A 17,265-nucleotide genomic window follows, 5' to 3' on the forward strand; every position below is an offset into this window, starting at 1 on the left:
GAACCCCCTGCTAAATATTATTTAATATTAAATCGTCGTCCTTTCCATTTTACCTGTTTTGTGTAATGGATGTGACGAAATGAATTGATAAAAATTAAAATAAACACTAAAAATAATATTGGATGACAAATCAAAACTAAAAGCGAAAAATTACCTACTCTACGATGTAAACGGCTGAATTGTAATGTATACAAGCCATAAGATAGTAGCGCTCGTCTAAATGACAATCCTTGTTTAAATAAACTGAGTATGAATGCACTGAATGAAGTGATACTACCTATCATCCATAACATGATTAACATCATAATATGCGGTTGTGTTGACGATGCACCTACCGCCAAGTGCTTCGTCCATCCTTCTATGAGCGTTTGAACGCCTGATTCGTACATTCTAAAATTAACGTAGCCTTGACCTTCAAATTGAGTCACTGGCAACTGGTAACGTTGAAACGCTTTACCTAAAGCAAACCCTTCAATGATTTGTGACGCAGCATTTTTATGGCCTTGTGTCTTAATATAATCCGCTTTGTTCATGACGGTTACCGGGCCAAATGCTAATGCATCACCCTTTGCTTTAGCTAAAGTTGAAAATGTATTTGTACCTACAATTGTCATTAGATTAAACACTGCCGATAAGTGTTCATAAGGTTTCCGCACACTGTGATACGGTTGAATACTTAGTAAACCACGATAATGTTGTTGTGCATAAGTCTGAATAATTGCTTCTAATGCATCATCATTTTGTAATGTTACATCTGCATCCATAAATACAATGATGTCTGATGTTGTGTGGTCAACACCTTGATAACATGCATATGACTTACCAACCCATGTATGCTCATTGCTATCATATGTCACATTATACACGTTTGCGCCCATTTTTCGCGCAATTTCAGCAGTGCTATCATTTGAATCATCATCCATGACGATACATTCAACTTGTAGTGACTGTTGTGACAAACTATATAATAACTTTGGCAATCTTTTTTCTTCATTACGCGCTGGAATGATCACACTTATGCTTTGTCTAAAGTCCCCTACACGTGTTTTATCAAATGACAATAGATGCCGGCGATTATACATTAAATAACCACTGACTAACGATAAACCTATACTTCCATGAAGCAGTGACGCTAATTTTGTCATACTTGTATTACCTCTAATCCTCTGAATCATTCGTAAGCGCACGTTCAAGTGCATTAATTTTATCCGCGACTTGTTGACCGCTTAACGTCACCATCGGCATCCCACCACCAGGATTAACGGATCCTCCGACAAAGAATAAATTATCAAAGTATTGACTTTGTTTAGGAAACTTAAATCCTTTATTTTTCTTCTTATCTGCCACTACCCCATAAATGGTACCTTTATTCGAGTGATAGGTTTGTTCAATATCATGCGGTGTCCAAATATCTTCATATACAATATGCTGACGTAAATCTGTAAGCCCCATACGCTCTAATTTATCCAAGACACGTGCTCGAAAATCATTATATTGTTCTTCAGTGAATGGTTGTTCTTGAATATACGGAATATGTGGTAACACTTTTAAATTTTCATATCCTTTTGGCGCTTGCGCTGGATCGGATTTATTCGAGTTTACTAAATAAATGGTTGGGTCTTGTGGTAAGACTTTGTCATGAAACACTTCTCGATAATTACGTTTTGAATCATTAGAGAAAAGGAAATTATGATGGGCCAATTGAGGATAGGTTTTGTCTACACCTAAATGCATAACATATCCGGACGCTGCAGGCTCATAAACCTTCTCTAATTGCGCTAATTGCTTATTTGAAAAGTGTAGTAAGTCACGATAAGTTGGTATGACTTCTCTATTAGAAACGATGTAATCAGCACTTACATGTGAACCATCATCTAATCTAACGCCTGTGACATGATTAAAATACGTATCAATACTACGTACATCTTTGCCAGTATGAATTGTCACACCTTCTTCAACAGCTAATCGCTCCAATGCACGTGCAAGATGGTGAATGCCACCTTTGACATACCATAAACCTTGTTCATATTGCATATGGATTAACATTGTTAACACGGCTGGTGCGTCATAAGATGACGAACCAACATATTTAATGAAATAACCTAGCATATCTCTTAACTCTGGCTTTTCGACGTAACGATTGATTGCTTGTTGCATTGTTGAGAAGTAATCTACACCTTTGACTGAACGCAATGGACCTTGATATTTGATAATTTCCGAAACCGTATCAAGCCCAAGTGCGAAGTAACCTTCTTCAGTGAAACGATGAATGTGCGCTGCATAATCCATAAATTGGTGCAATTGTTTGATATCCTCATCCGTGAGTTGACTGTTGTTAAGGCCCATTTGTTCTAAATCTTCGTATAAATCAATAACTTTACCATTTGTAAAGAAACTACGCCATTGTAAAGGTAAGCGTTCAATCGTAACGTAATCTTTCATTTGTTTCTTACTATAGCTGAATAATCTTTCAAATATCCATGGCATCGTTAAAATAGATGGACCCAAGTCAAAACCAAATCCGTCTGCTTCAAGTCGATTGACTTTACCACCGATGTGATCATTTTGCTCGTAAAGTGTGACATTAAAACCACTTTGTGCAAGACGAATCGCAGCTGATATACCGCCTAATCCACCGCCGATAACGATAATATTTTTATGTGACAAGTCTATTCACTCCGTTTCACTCTGCGTTGATAGTACAATTCTAATCTTGGACGATTATAACGTTGTGTCAGTATAATCGGTAAATTAGCGCAAATAACATAACTCATATTGATAAATTGTATATATTTAGGCGCTTTTACAAAAATAATCACTGGTATCATTGATAACCAATGCACAAGTTCTGCCCGACGCATTTCTACAATCATTATATGTATGTCTTCTAATTTAAAAGAAGCTAGTTTCTTTTTATTATAAATATGATGATTGAATCTAGCACCTTCTGGAATGAAGCGTTTCCACTTATTAATACGCAATAGTGTATTCCATAAAGCGCCATTCTTTTCCCACGACCATATTGTAAAAACCTTGTCATATTTCACAAAGAAGGATGACGGACATCGTAACATCAAATGAGATATTGATAATTGTGTGGTTGTCCAGAACACACTATGTATTAAGCCTAATTTCAATACTTTCCATAATGACATAACATTCAACACTTTCGACATAATAATTGTTCTAATATCTTCCCTATAAACCTCATCGGTAAACGTTATGCTACAGTGTCTATTAAAATACAAAAAAAGAGGCCGACCATCATGTCGACCTCTTTCCTCGATAACTCGATGTGCTATCCAGTTATCTGAGTAAATCCTACCACCAACCGTTGTTATTACGGAATGCAATTGCTGCATCTAATGAACCGTAACGGCTGTTAGCGTAGTTAATCATACCTTTAGTTTGTTGTGCTACTGAACCAGTACCCCATGATTCCATAGTTTGACCTAAACCTCTGTAACCAGCTGGGTTAACTGCGTTAGGGTTACCACCTGATTCTGGCATTACGATAGCGTTCCAAGCAGCTTCAGTACCACCGTTAGCTAAGAATTGCGCTTTAACTGATCCACCAGTTGAAGCTGATGAAGCTGAGTATGAAGTAGTTGTTGGTGCAGAAACTGTTCTAACACTAGTGTTGCTTGATTGTTGGTTTGAGCTTACTGATTGAGATGATGCTTCGTTGCTGTAAGAAGCTGAGTAATCAGTTGATTGAGCAGCTGGAGCAGCTTGTGTAGTTGCTACTGTGTCAGCACCACCAACGTAAGTGTAATTCCAAGACCAAGATTGACCATCAGAAGTGAAGTTATATTTGAAACCATCTTTAACGAATGAGATGTTGTATGCGCCAGCTTGTACTGGGTGCGCATTTAATTCAGATGGGTTGTTTTGAGCTAAGTTAGCTAATTGTGCATAATTAGTAGTTGATTCAGATGCATGTGCACTGTTATCTGTAGTTAATGCATAACCTGTTACTCCTAAAGCTACTGCTAATGACGACGCGATTACTGTTTTTTTCATAATAAAAAATTCCTCCAAAAAAAATTAGTTTATATTTTCGTTATGTTATATTCTTTAGTTATTGTGTTTTGCTCTGTGTTTAACTTTTGACAATAAGTACTATATCATAAAAAAACGCCAGTAGTATTACGCTTTTCTTACAAAAAATTACAATGGACACCTTATTTTGTAACATTGAAATATAAGTATTTCGCTTTGTAACAATTATTTTTTGAACAAATAGTTTAAAATTTCATTATGAAACAAGGATTTACAATACTTTTTTAAGAAATTTACAACTGTTTTACATTGTCTGTAATATTACAAATTGCCGTTTTGTTACAATGCCGTAATATTTCTAACTACTCCGAACTATTCAATTTATCTATATAACTTTAAAAAAACCAAGAAACGTTATGATTTTCTACCGTTTCTTGGTTCCTATTATTTAATCATATTCATTCATAATCTTTAACGCCCCATAATACTTTTTCACATTTACGAATAATATATTTCATAATTTCTATTCTTGATGTTTTCTTATGGTCGGCGGGTACAACTAACCATGGTGCATAGGTTGTATGTGTTTTTTTGACCATGTCATGACTTGCTTCGACGTATAAATCCCATTTTTCACGATTACGCCAATCTTCATCCGTGATTTTCCATTGTTTATCGACGTTATTTTGACGATCTTTAAAACGCTTCAACTGTTCGTCTTTATCTAATGTAAGGAAGAATTTTAAGATGATTGCACCTTCATCTGTCCACATTTTTTCAAATGCATTAATTTCCTCATAAGCACGTTGCCATTCATTCATCGTTGCAAATCCTTCAATACGCTCAACTAATACACGGCCATACCAACTTCTATCAAATAACTCGATGTGTCCGCTTCGTGGCATATCTTTTGCAAAGCGCCATAAATAATGATGTTTTAATTCAACGTCAGTAGGTGCGCTAATGCCATTGACTTCATAACCAGTTGGATCAAGCTTTTCTCTAATACGTTTGATATTACCACCTTTGCCGGCTGCATCCATGCCTTCAAACACAAGAATGAGTGGGATTTTCCGCTCATATAATGCGAATTGTATTTCTCGCATGCGTTTTTGTAATTCGCTAATCAATGATTTGTATGCTTCTTTGGATACTTTATCTACTTCGATATCAAACATTTTGGTACTAAAGTGCTCGGTAAAGTCACCATCACGTTCATTATCTTGCGCATGATGTTTAGCAATGGCTTGTTCTAAACGTTGTATAATGTGTTCATACATTTTTTCGATTGCTGATTGTCGTTCTGTATAATCAATAATCTGCCATTGTTGATCTTGTTTAATAAATTGATGCATATCCTCTAAATATGTTTCTGTTGATAAGACGCTACCATATTCTTGAACTTTCCACCGCATTAATGGATTCTCTTTCGTTTGCTTAATATGTTCTTGTCTTTTATCTTCGTTAATTTCAATAAAGAATTTAATGATTTCATAATTATCTTTGATTAACATATCCTCAAAAGACGCAATTTGTTCTTTTAAGACATCATAGTTTTTGTATCTATCATGCTTAATTTCATTCTCTCGATAATCTAAATAATGAGAGTACCAGCTTCTAAAGTAAACATTGATATCACCCTTTTTAGGTAATGTATTCCAATATTTTTGTAAGAATTGATATCTTAAATCATCCTTTTGAGGTGACTGTGTTGCAATAAAATGTGTATATTTCGCATCAAAGTTAAGTAATAATTCATTTGATAAGCGTGTTTTTCCAGAGGCTGGGACACCTTCAAATAAAATCATAATTGGAATACCCAAATCATGTGTTTGTCTTGTAAGTTCTGCTGTCTTTAGTGCTAGTTTTTCGATTTTATTAGCCATTAACCATTCACCCTTTTTGTAACGTATCATTTCATTTTTATTGTAACACGATTTATTTCTATTTTTTCTCAATCTTTATAAATAAAAAGAATTGATAAAATGCGACATTCAACACTTTATCAATTCCTATTTAATAGGACGTTAACCCATAAATTTATATATGTCGTTAGTATATAGACGTAATACTTTTCGGAAAATAATATCTAAAACAAATGCAGTTACTAATGGCACAACAAAGAATCCTAAAATAATGAGTAAGACACTCACTAAGGCAGAATCAATATGTAAAAATTTAAAAGCACTAATTGGACCAATCATACCAATGAAACCAAATCCTGCTGATTCTTTCGTTCCCGCAATACCAATCAAACTTCCTGCAATTCCTGATATACCAGCAGTTATAAGGATTGGTAACATGATGATTGGATATTTAACCATATTAGGCATCATCATTTTCACACCACCAAAGAATATAGAAATCGGTACTGCAACTCGATTCACTTTGCTAGTACCAATAAGCAATACTGCTTCAGTAGCTGAAATACCAATAGAAGCTGAACCTGCCGCAAGACCTGTAATCCCTATTGCAATAGCTATCGCAACTGTTGATAACGGTGAAATAATAATAAAACTGAAGACCATAGAAATGAGCATACACATTAATACAGGTTGTAATTCTGTGAAGCTATTAACCATATTACCAATGCCAGTTGTAATCATGTGTACATATGGCAAAATGAATACGCCAATTGTAGCTGACAATCCACCTACAATCGTTGGATATACAATGAGCGCCATACTGCCGACACGTTTTTCAATTAATAAGATGAATATTACAGCAATCGTTGCTGTTATCATCGTATTAATCAAGTCTCCAATACCAGCAATCACCCATGCGCCATGTTTAAATTGTGCGGCTCCACTACCTACATAAGAGGCACAAGCAACCACTGCAATGGCTAATGGTGTCATGTCAAATTTCAACGCAATGAGTGCGCCGATTAAAGCTGGCACTGTAAATTGCATTGCTTGTACAACATGTAACAATGTGCCAAAAAATGGATGATGATGCATTAACGCTTTAAAGATTTCTCCCAAAATGGCATTGGGTACTAAGCCCACCACGATACCTATGGCTACGCCCGATAGCACTCTAAATGTAAAATCTTTAACGCCTATTTCTCTAAGTGTTGATGTCATGTAAAATACCTCCTGTTGTCTGTTCTGCACACTTATTAAATTGATCAACCTACTTATGAGTTATTGCTATGATGTTTCAACATCTCCTCATGGCAATCACGTATATAAGTAATGATAGATTTTACTATATCACAAATTCTAAATTTTCAGAATATTATTTTTGTTTTTTTCTCTAAAAAGTAACATTTAATGATTATCCTTATATCCAAACATTTACCCGTTGTAATATGGCAGGCAATGTTGAAACTAAAAAAACCTGAAGCACGACGTAGGCTTCAGATTTTTATACCATCCATTTCGTTCGACGTATTAAATATTAAATAAACTTTCTTCTTCTTCGGGCAGTTGCTCAATAAAAGGTTGTGGATCTTCAGCATAATCATTGCCTATACCACCTTTCATTCTTTGAAAGTGTAAATGTGACCCTGTTGTCTGTTCTCCTGTATTACCTGATAAAGCAATGATATCTCCAGCCGCTACTTTTTGACCTTGAGTTACTTTAAAATCATTTAAATGCATATACCACTGATGGTATTGCCCGTTTGATTCTGAGATTTGTAAGACCTTCCCACCTAATTCATCTTCAAATAATTTGGTGACAACGCCATCTGTTGCTGCTAGCACTTCAGTATCTTCAGGTAAATCATAATCGTTACCATAGTGTCGGTCATTACCTTCAAATTCTAATCCATGATTATAAGTGCCATAACCATGTGTTAATCGCCCATCACGCTTCCAATTTAAATCGTTATTATCACGATTTAAAGACATATGGGATGACTGGTCATCTATTTCACGTATAACATATGTTACGAATATACCGATACTTACACACACTAATATTGTGATAGCTATTTTAATCAAGTGTTTCAAACATCGCGCTCCTCTACAATTTGTAATTATCATGTATATTAACAAATCTAGCGTTGATAGCGCGTATACTTTGCTTATAATCAGACTAATTGACTAGATAATGAACAAAATTGACTATTATAATAGTAGAAACTCGTTTCGTATGGTCACCTTTATCCATAATTTTCTATCTTAGAGACCTGTTAAAATGTCATTATTTATTGTTTTAATCGCTCAATATCCTCTTTTTCCAAATCTAACGCATTAAAAATACCACCTTTATATACTTCGACAATAAATTGCGCTATTTCATCAACATTGATTTCATTTTTATGTTTTGACCAATATTCAAAGGTATTTACAATGATCGTTATTAAATATTCTTTACCTAATTCTCTTTTAAGATTCGAACCCTGTGAAATATGATTTATAAATTCGAAACGCTTAGACACTAAATTTCTAATTTTCATTTTGAAACTTAGAATTCCTTCATTCGTCAACAATACCTTTAATACTTCTGAATACGGATCCATCGCTTTGAATAAGTTTGCGATGCTACCCACATCTAAAATATCTTCATTTTCTACATTAAATTCTCTTTGTGTTTTAATAAAGTTTAAAACATCATCTTCAATTTCCGATAACAGTTCATATTTATCATCATAATATCTATAAAATGTACTTCTTGTTACATACGCTTCTTGAGTAATTTCATTAATCGTAATTGCTTCAAAATGCTTGTGATCTAATAAATTGATTAGTGCTTCTCTAAGTAGACGTTGCGTCAATTGTGTTTTGTTACTATAAGCCATCTCATCACCCTTTCGCATCGTATTATAATACATTTTGATACATAGTGTATTATTTTAAACATTATATTTTATTTTGTTCTCCTTTTTCGCTTCGAAAGTTGTTACATTAAGTTGGTACTTTTAAAGGAGGCTTATTATGTCAGAGAATATAAATACTACATTTGACTTAGATGAACATGGCAAACCTTATAATAAATTGATGGTTATGGTTGTCATTTTACTTGCAACATTTGCTGGTGCCTTAATGCAAACGTCATTAGGCACAGCACTACCTACATTAATGAAAGATTTTAATATTGATTTTAGTACTGCACAACAAGCAACTACGTGGTTTCTATTAGCTAACGGCATAATGGTTCCATTATCTGCCTACTTAGCTACTCGTTTTTCAACGAAATGGTTACATGTCATTGCATATGCCATTTTATTAATTGGTTTAATACTAACTGCTATTGCACCGTCAAATAGCGATAGTTGGATTATTTTCTTATTCGGTCGAATTGTTACCGCAATCGCTGTTGGTTTAATGATGCCTTTGATGCAAATCATCATCATTAACATGTTCCCACCAAACAAACGTGGTACTGCGATGGGATTGAGTGGTTTAGCCGTTGGATTAGCGCCAGCACTTGGACCAACATTTGCTGGTTGGATATTAAATAAAGATCATACGATGCTTGGTCTCACAATAAGCGATTCATGGCGTAACATTTTTGTGATCCCAATTATTATTGTAGCGATTGCTTTTATATTAAGTTTCATTTTTATGAAAGATGTCATACCAAATAGAAAGATCAAACTAGATATGTGGTCACTCATTTTATCAAGCCTTGGTTTTGGATTATTTTTATGGAGCTTTTCAAATGTTTCTAGCGAGGGTTGGGGAAGTATTAGTTATGTCATACTACCGCTTATCATTAGCGTCCTTCTTATCGGATGGTTCTGTATGCGTCAGTTTAAATTAGATGACCCGTTCTTAGATTTACGTGTATTTAAATCCAAAGGCTTTGTCATTGCAACGATTGGCCTTATCGTTGTGACAATGGCTATGTATGGTGTGGAAATGATGCTACCTACTTATTTACAAAATATTCATGGTTTTTCACCATTTGAGTCTGGATTAACCTTACTTGCAGGTGCTTTAATGTTAGGGTTTATTTCGCCTATTTCTGGTGCACTTTATAATAAAATTGGCATCAAACGACTCGCTTTTGTTGGATTCTTAATTTTATCATTAGCTTCATTACCGTTTGGCTTTTTAACGGATACGACATCACCGTCGCTTATCTTAGTTTTATATTCAATACGGATGTTTGGTGTGGCTTTAATTATGATGCCTTTAACAACAAATGCAATGGATGCCTTGCCAACTAAAATGGGTACACACGGTACAGCAGCAAACAACACTGCTAGACAAGTTGCATCTTCTATAGCCGTCGCATTGCTAACATCTATTACGCAAAATATGATTAACAACCATATGCCAGCTAAAAGTTTAAAAGATGCAAATCCATTACTTTATGCCGAACATGCACAACAAGCATCTATTGATGGTTTTAATACTGCGTTTTTAATTGGCGTAGCATTTGCCGTCATCGGATTAATTATCGTTCCTTTCTTGAAAATGAATCATTCAGAAAGCGAGGAGAATTAGATGATTATACTTATTATTCTAACTATTGCCGTATTTGCATCATGGACACTGATTCCACATCGCCTAACACGTTATGTTATCGGTTCATTATTCACCATTCTATTACAGCATTAATCATTGGCATTGTTGCAAACATGACGCATCATTTTGGTATGGAGAAAGAAACAATCACTGAACCCGAAAAACAAATTTATTCTGCTGGCTCTACAAAATCTCCTACAAACATGTTAATTGCGAATGAAATAGGTAACAATTCTTATAATTATGTCATGGTTTATAAAGAAAATAAAAATGATGACAAACCATCAGCACATTTTAAACCTAGTACTAGTAAAGAAAATTTATCAGATTCAATAAAGAAACACGCTTTCTATAGAACAGCAGATGTAGACCAAGCGACAGTTAAAACAACTAAAACATATTGGACTTGGAAAAACGACTTCTACCGTTATTTGTTTGATTTTGGAAACAATAAAAAAGAACTTATCAAACAAACATCGATTGTTACAGTACCTAATGATACATGGGTCGTACTAGATGCAAAACAAGCAAAGCAACTTCAAAAAAATCAAATGGCATCATCAAAATCACAAAATAGAATTAAAAAAGAACTGCAAAATAAAATGATAGCGTATAAACAATCACATCCTAAAGCGTCTGAGAAAGAACTTGAAAATTATATTAACGATCAAAAACAACGACTTGCTACAAAACAAGTTAAAGAAATGCTTAAATAACCAACAAGCGTGAACTTTGACAACCCTCTCTTTTCGACAGATAATTTAATGTAAGTAATAAGTCAATAAGGGAGGTGCCTATAATGACTACGACTAAGGTAGACCCGCGTATTATTAGAACAAAGAAACTACTGGTAGACGCGTTTCAAGAGGTTTCCCGAGAGAAAAAGATGTCGCAAATAACGGTTAAAGATATTACTGAACGTGCTACAGTCAACCGTGCTACTTTCTACGCACATTTTACAGATAAATATGATATTCTCGATTACACTTTATCTGAAACGATTCTGAAAGATCTAAATGACACGTTAGCTATTTCTGATATGATTAATGAAACCGTCATTACTAATCTATTTATATCTATTGCCAATTATATGGTTGAAGTACAAGATTCATGCAAAATGAATAGTGAAACGTTCTGTAACCAAGCCCATCAACGTATCAATAATGAATTAGAGGATATTTTTACCATTATGCTTCGCAATAGCTATCCTGAACATGATATTGACATACTCGTTAACAGTGCGAGCTTTCTAGCTTCAGGATTATGTGGTCTCGCCCGACATTGGCTCGATACAAGTTCACTTTCAGCTGAAGCTTTTATAGATAAAAATTTACCTTTCTTAATTCATCATATAACACACTTATAATTCAACTTCTGAGGCATAGCCTTGGAAGTTTTTTTATGGAAAAAGCTAATCTAATCAACAAATACTGAGCATTGTTGTCTAAACAACATGTTTCATAAGCATGTATGTTGCATGTTAATCAAATAGGGCGTATATTACATTTATACAACAAGTGTTAGTTAAGTAATACATGTTGTTTTAACATTAATTACGTAAGGAGGGAAAGACATGTCAGATATCGATGAACATGAGGGATTTAAACGAACGTTCAAAAATAATAAATTGACGCTAGGTTTATCCATACCATTTGATAATAAACAACAAAATAATATAGATTTTGATGAACAAGTGAGATACGCTCAAAAGGCAGAGTCTTTGGGGTTTGCAAGTTTATCTGTGAGAGATAATCCACTGTACAGTCCTCATTTAGGCAAGGTTACAACGAATTATGATCCGTTCGTCTTTTTAACCTATCTGAGTGCCTTTACCTCTAAAATTGCACTAGGTACGGGTAGTACCGTAGCAACCTTACGACATCCCATTCACCTTGCTAAATCAGCAGCCTCACTTGATCTTATTTCCAATCAACGTTTATTACTCGGTATGGCTACCGGTGATCGTTCTTTCGAATTCCCTGCATTTAAAGTAGATGAAAGTGAATTAACAGAACGTTATCAAACAACCATTCAATCATTAAGAGCACTTTGGCAATCATATTCTCCCAACATTTCAAATTCAATTTTTGAATTATATGAGGATTCAGGGTTACAAGCATTGCCTAAGTATCATACAATTCCTATGTTTGGTACAGGCTACTCAAGACAGTCTATGTCCTGGTTACAACAACATATGGATGGCTGGTTATTTTACGCCCAATCTTTTCAAGATCAAAAGAAATTAGTTGAAGCTTGGCACAGTGGTACCGACCGTTTCAAACCGTTTATGAATATCTTAATGATTAATTTATCCCGAAATCCAAATGAAACAGTTAAACCGATCAAAGGTGGTTTCCGTACTGGACGTAAAAATTTATTACAAATATTAAAAGCTTATGAATCAATTAATACAAATCATATTATCTTAAGATTTACAAATGATGATCGTGATATCGAAGAACTCATAGAAGAAGTTGGAACGTATATTGTACCCCACTTCCCAGCACATACAAATTAGGAGGAATAAATAATGAGAGAATTACTAGATAGAATTAATCAATTAGCAAATAAAGAAAAAGTTGAAAGTTTGAGCGTTGAAGAAAAACAAGAACAACATCAATTAAGACAAGAATATTTAGGTATGATAAGAGGTCAAGTACTTCATACTTTCTCTACTATGAAAGTTTTAGACCCACTTGGACAAGACGTTACACCAGATAAAGTGTATGACTTAAGAGAAGAATACGGCAATATTCAAGAAAATTAAAAGCATATTATTAAGACTTAGGCTGCCCTTAAAGTTCCAACTTTGAGGGCAGCTTTTTTATGTCCATATTTTTGAGTAAAATTCTGAGTTGAATCACAGCTCAATTTGTTGAAACCCTTTCCTAGGGAAACTATAAAGTAGTTCTTTGATTTTAATAATTAAAATTACTTAATGAAGTGATTGCTCACTTATGTTCGTTTATGCGACTGATTCTCTATGCCACTCAACAAATATATTTCATAGTCTATCGTAGAATAGTTCAAGCTACAAATGTTTATTTATAAGATATATTCAGGTATAGAATCAAAAATCATAACTTATCACGATAATAATTATGATATTATATAAAATAAATATATAATAATATATAAAACAACTAAGAAGGTGCATCTATGAATAAAGTATCAAGTAAACATCATTGGGAAAATGTATGGAAGTTTTCTAACAAAAAAGAATCATATAATTTCCCACCATCAAGAATTGAAAGAGCAAAAGATAAATTAAAAACATTTATTTATAATGAATATTATTTTAGTCCAGGCGATAAAGTATTAGAAGCTGGATGCGGAGATGGGGCCATCCAATTCAAACTTATTGAGAAATATAAAATTGAAGGACATGGTATTGATATTTCTGAAAATGCAAAAAGTATTGCAACTGAGTATATGATTAAAACTGGAATCAAATTTAAGTATGTTATTGGAGATGTTCAAAATTTACCTTACCCTCAAAATACATTTGATACAGTTATTTCATTAGGTGTTATAGAACATTTTCTAAACCCTGATAAAGTCATGAATGAAATGTATAGAGTATTGAAAACTAATGGACACCTTATATTAATGACACCAAATAAATATTCGTTTGGTATTTTAGATAAGAAAATAAAAATTTTATTAAAAGTTTGGAAATTTGGTTATCAAACGGAATATAGCGTAAATGATTTAGAAAAGATAGCTAATAAATATGGTTTTAAAGTAGTCTCACGAAATACTGAACTACGAAAGACTTTTAAGAACGACTCAATCAGTTTTAAACTGATTTCATCAATTGATCAAATATTAAATGTTTTTAATAAAAATTTTGGATTCTACAGTTATATATACCTCATAAAGGAGGTAGATAAAAATGATTATAAATCATATCAAACTTCAATTTAATGAGACAGTTACAAAATATGATTCTGTTTTAATTGTTTTAACCTATCAAGGACATCTTGTTTTTGTTAAAAATAAAAAAAGAGCATGGGAATTAACAGGAGGTAAGGTAAACCATAATGAAACGATGAATGAGACAGCTATCAGAGAAGCTTATGAAGAGTCTGGCGCTGTCATCACTGAAAATGATATAGACTATTTAGGTTACTATATACTACCAAATGGCCATACCACTACAATTACAAAAGCTGAAGTAAGCTATTTTAAAGATATACCGAAATATTCAGAAACTACTGAAAGAATACTTACGAAAGAACCATTAGACAAAAATTTATTATCATTTCAAGATGGGTTATATGAAGAAATTTTTAAATATTTAGGAGCATACCATGAATAAGGTTAAAAAAGGGTATTTATTTAATATTATTTCCGTAGCAATCATGTCTTTAACCCCAATATTAAACAAACTTTCACTCACTGATTTATCACCTATTCAAGCAAGTTTTTTTAATGCTTTGTTTTCAACTTTAATATTATTAATCACTGTATTATTCGATAAAAGTAAAATAAAAATCTATCATAACAAATTTATATGGCTCTTAGGTATTACTAATACAATAGGTATTTTACTCCAATATGTAAGTTTAAGTTTGTTAGATCCAGTTAGTGTTGGATTATTAGGAAGATTTTATATTATATTTGCATTGTTTCTTTCAGTTCTCTTTCTAAATGAAACGTTGTGCAAACACGATACCCTTCCTATAATTTTTGCTGTTATAGGTTCATTCTTGATTACTCATTTTTCAGGTGATTTTAACAGTTTATTAGGTGTGATTGCCGCCCTATCTTATACATTCTTTTTTGCGCTAACGAATATGTTAGCTAAAAAGACCGTTAAAGACATTGATTCTAAAACCATCTTACTATACAATCAGGCGACTTCTACTTTGTTGCTAGGTATCATATTAATTGTGACTAATCATTTACATACCATACATATAGGCATAGGTTTGTTCTCTATTTTACTTTCTGCTTTGTGCAGTGGTGTAATAGGACTTTTATTATTTTATGAAGGCTTGAAATACATTTCGTTTCGTGAAGCGAATATTATAAGAACCCTCAATCCTATATTTGTGTTTATATTTTCTTTCCCGTTTTTCCCTTTACCATTAACACCTAAATTCATAACCGGTGCGATTTTAATCATTATTTCTATCATTTATATGAACCTATATAAAGATAAAAAAACGTCTTCATGATCACTTTTTCATTAAAAATGCGCCCCAACATTAGATCTCATTCTAACTTTGGGGCGTATATTAATTAGCGTATTTTATAAAATTAATTGAACTAACAAACTAAGAAATTATATTTATGTCCATCTGGGTCTGCAAAAGTTGCACCGTAATATCCTTGATAAGTCCCAGGCTCATCTATCACTTTACCGCCTAGCACTTCCACTTTATGCATTAACTCATCCACTTCATCAGTCGTTTTTACACCTAAAGATATGATGACTTCATTAGGTTGTTTTGAAACTGATTCATGCGTCACTTTTTCAAAATGGTTATTTTCAATTAAAATCACAATCGTTTGTCCGATTGTAATACCAACCATTTTGTCTAGCATATCTGGATTTTTATTAATCTCAAAGCCTAAATTTTTGTAAAATTTCTCGCTACGTTCTAAATCTTCGACATGTAAATTAAACCACATTGATTGAATCATAGTCTTCCCCCTCATTTAAAAAAAATTAAAAGTTCACTTCACTAATCCATTGTTCTAACGTTAAGCGATTGGGATTAATGTCATCCATTTGTTTAAAATCAATCACATACCCTTTTTCTTCAAGCCAACCACGTTCGGCAGTACCACTTGAAAATGACCCTTTAATTTCTGTAGGTTTACCTGTCACCGTAGCAAATGTCTTCACAACGTCTTTTAACGTAAGTTCATCAGAAGCGATTTCAATGGCTTGGTGGTTATATTTTTCATTGTTCGCAAACACATTGGCTGCAATTTTAGCGATATCGATTGAAGAAATCATCGCAAATTTAACATCTCTATCGATAAATTCAGGGATTACAATTTCGCCATTCTCTACTTTAGTAATTCTTAAGAAATTATCCATGAAAAATGATGGTTTAATAATTGTGTAGTTTAACGCGCTTGCTTTAAGCTCATTCTCAATCTCAGCAAGTGCTTCAAAGTGAGGACCTGTACGATCACGATTCACACCACCTGCAGTGCTGTAAACAACGTATTCAATACCTTGTTGTTCCGCCGTTTGAATAATCATCTTACCTTGACGTAATTCTTCTTCTACATTGTCTACAATAATAGGTTGAACACTATAAACACCATATTGTCCTTCCATAGCCTTTGATAAGCTATCTTGATGACTTAAATCGCCTTCAAATATCTCTAAATTGTCACTATCGATTGAAGTCAACGTTTCATTATGTTGATTACGTGTAAAAGCACGAACTTTCCAATCATCTTTCAATAATTGCTTTACTACAGCGTTACCTTGTTTACCTGTAGCACCAATAACTAATATACTTTTACTCATTATTTATCTCTCCTATTGTAAAAACCAATAATCTTCTTTGTCACCTTTTAAATACGTATAGTCTTTAGGTTGATTGCCGTTTTGTCTAATGTTGTCATTAATTAAATCACGAACATCCCACACTAAGTGTATAAATGTTTGCAATTTATTGCCAAAGAAACCATTTGGGGCATCCATGTCTAATACCCTTTCCACTTCTTCAATAGAAATATTCATTTCTTGAGCAATATTTTCAATACTTAATGTTGATTCATGGAAATGTGCTTTCAACTCTTCACTCGTCACGTGTCTTTGATGTTTATTTAATGACATATTTACCCTCTTTTCAAAAAATAAATTAAT

General features: G+C 33.4%; 19 protein-coding genes. 8 read left to right on the forward strand and 11 right to left on the reverse strand.

From position 1 onward, the window contains the following. Positions 1-17: 17 nt before the first annotated feature. The 8 genes from KA828_RS04320 to KA828_RS04355 all read right to left on the reverse strand — a co-directional run bounded on the left by KA828_RS04320 (position 18) and on the right by KA828_RS04355 (position 8,752). Entirely contained in the window at positions 18-1,145 is a 1,128-nt protein-coding gene (locus KA828_RS04320; protein ID WP_075108190.1) for a glycosyltransferase family 2 protein, read from the reverse strand. A gap of 13 nt (positions 1,146-1,158) precedes the next feature. Further along, positions 1,159-2,667, reverse strand: coding sequence for a phytoene desaturase family protein (locus KA828_RS04325; RefSeq protein WP_210125492.1), 1,509 nt, complete (start codon positions 2,665-2,667; stop codon positions 1,159-1,161). A gap of 2 nt (positions 2,668-2,669) precedes the next feature. Beyond that, positions 2,670-3,155 carry a glycosyl-4,4'-diaponeurosporenoate acyltransferase CrtO family protein gene (locus KA828_RS04330; RefSeq protein ID WP_075108192.1) on the reverse strand — a complete coding sequence of 162 codons (486 nt, stop codon included), beginning with the start codon at positions 3,153-3,155 and terminating at the stop codon, positions 2,670-2,672. 166 nt (positions 3,156-3,321) lie between these two features. Next, positions 3,322-4,023, reverse strand: coding sequence for an aggregation-promoting factor C-terminal-like domain-containing protein (locus tag KA828_RS04335; protein WP_053028866.1), 702 nt, complete (start codon positions 4,021-4,023; stop codon positions 3,322-3,324). Between the two features lie 437 nt (positions 4,024-4,460). Continuing rightward, positions 4,461-5,888 carry a phosphate--AMP phosphotransferase gene (locus KA828_RS04340; RefSeq protein ID WP_075108193.1) on the reverse strand — a complete coding sequence of 476 codons (1,428 nt, stop codon included), beginning with the start codon at positions 5,886-5,888 and terminating at the stop codon, positions 4,461-4,463. Positions 5,889-6,029: 141 nt separating this feature from the next. Continuing rightward, complete coding sequence (locus KA828_RS04345) at positions 6,030-7,088, reverse strand: PTS sugar transporter subunit IIC (RefSeq protein ID WP_075108194.1); 1,059 nt, start codon at positions 7,086-7,088, stop codon at positions 6,030-6,032. A gap of 309 nt (positions 7,089-7,397) precedes the next feature. Then, on the reverse strand, positions 7,398-7,961 hold the full coding sequence (locus KA828_RS04350; RefSeq protein ID WP_210125493.1) for a M23 family metallopeptidase: 564 nt from the start codon (positions 7,959-7,961) through the stop codon (positions 7,398-7,400). A gap of 197 nt (positions 7,962-8,158) precedes the next feature. Further along, complete coding sequence (locus KA828_RS04355; RefSeq protein WP_193838928.1) at positions 8,159-8,752, reverse strand: TetR/AcrR family transcriptional regulator; 594 nt, start codon at positions 8,750-8,752, stop codon at positions 8,159-8,161. A gap of 136 nt (positions 8,753-8,888) precedes the next feature. On the opposite strand from KA828_RS04355, the gene KA828_RS04360 reads away from it, so the two are divergent. The 8 genes from KA828_RS04360 to KA828_RS04395 all read left to right on the forward strand — a co-directional run bounded on the left by KA828_RS04360 (position 8,889) and on the right by KA828_RS04395 (position 15,610). Further along, positions 8,889-10,406 (forward strand): MDR family MFS transporter, encoded by a 1,518-nt coding sequence (locus KA828_RS04360; protein WP_210125494.1) that lies wholly within the window; start codon positions 8,889-8,891, stop codon positions 10,404-10,406. 134 nt (positions 10,407-10,540) lie between these two features. Further along, positions 10,541-11,143 (forward strand): DUF4811 domain-containing protein, encoded by a 603-nt coding sequence (locus tag KA828_RS04365; protein WP_245336038.1) that lies wholly within the window; start codon positions 10,541-10,543, stop codon positions 11,141-11,143. 83 nt (positions 11,144-11,226) lie between these two features. Continuing rightward, a complete protein-coding gene (locus KA828_RS04370) occupies positions 11,227-11,793 on the forward strand; it encodes a TetR/AcrR family transcriptional regulator (protein WP_075108199.1) in 567 nt (188 codons plus the stop codon). 207 nt (positions 11,794-12,000) lie between these two features. After that, the gene (locus KA828_RS04375; RefSeq protein WP_210125495.1) at positions 12,001-12,945 is read left to right on the forward strand and encodes an LLM class oxidoreductase; all 945 of its coding nucleotides are present in this window, start codon (positions 12,001-12,003) and stop codon (positions 12,943-12,945) included. A gap of 12 nt (positions 12,946-12,957) precedes the next feature. Then, positions 12,958-13,194, forward strand: a complete 237-nt coding sequence (locus KA828_RS04380; protein WP_011274805.1) for a DUF896 domain-containing protein — start codon at positions 12,958-12,960, stop codon at positions 13,192-13,194. 392 nt (positions 13,195-13,586) lie between these two features. Then, positions 13,587-14,354, forward strand: a complete 768-nt coding sequence (locus tag KA828_RS04385) for a class I SAM-dependent methyltransferase (RefSeq protein ID WP_210125496.1) — start codon at positions 13,587-13,589, stop codon at positions 14,352-14,354. Beyond that, on the forward strand, positions 14,323-14,748 hold the full coding sequence (locus KA828_RS04390) for an NUDIX hydrolase (RefSeq protein ID WP_053016377.1): 426 nt from the start codon (positions 14,323-14,325) through the stop codon (positions 14,746-14,748). The genes KA828_RS04385 and KA828_RS04390 overlap by 32 nt, the downstream gene beginning before the upstream one ends. After that, the gene (locus KA828_RS04395) at positions 14,741-15,610 is read left to right on the forward strand and encodes a DMT family transporter (RefSeq protein ID WP_075108202.1); all 870 of its coding nucleotides are present in this window, start codon (positions 14,741-14,743) and stop codon (positions 15,608-15,610) included. Before KA828_RS04390 ends, KA828_RS04395 begins: the two co-directional genes overlap by 8 nt. Positions 15,611-15,701: 91 nt before the next feature. On the opposite strand, the gene KA828_RS04400 is transcribed toward KA828_RS04395, so the two are convergent. From KA828_RS04400 to KA828_RS04410, 3 genes are read right to left on the reverse strand one after another with little or no spacing between them, the layout of a single operon-like run. Next, positions 15,702-16,079: a VOC family protein gene (locus KA828_RS04400; RefSeq protein WP_210125497.1), complete on the reverse strand. Its 378-nt coding sequence runs from the start codon at positions 16,077-16,079 to the stop codon at positions 15,702-15,704. 25 nt (positions 16,080-16,104) lie between these two features. Continuing rightward, positions 16,105-16,923, reverse strand: coding sequence for an NmrA/HSCARG family protein (locus tag KA828_RS04405; protein WP_210125498.1), 819 nt, complete (start codon positions 16,921-16,923; stop codon positions 16,105-16,107). A 12-nt stretch (positions 16,924-16,935) separates the two neighbouring features. Further along, positions 16,936-17,235, reverse strand: a complete 300-nt coding sequence (locus KA828_RS04410; protein WP_193838923.1) for a DUF2316 family protein — start codon at positions 17,233-17,235, stop codon at positions 16,936-16,938. Between the last annotated feature and the right edge of the window lie 30 nt (positions 17,236-17,265).

Source organism: Staphylococcus sp. GDY8P85P, from assembly GCF_017892405.1.
GTDB classification, from domain to species: domain Bacteria; phylum Bacillota; class Bacilli; order Staphylococcales; family Staphylococcaceae; genus Staphylococcus; species Staphylococcus borealis.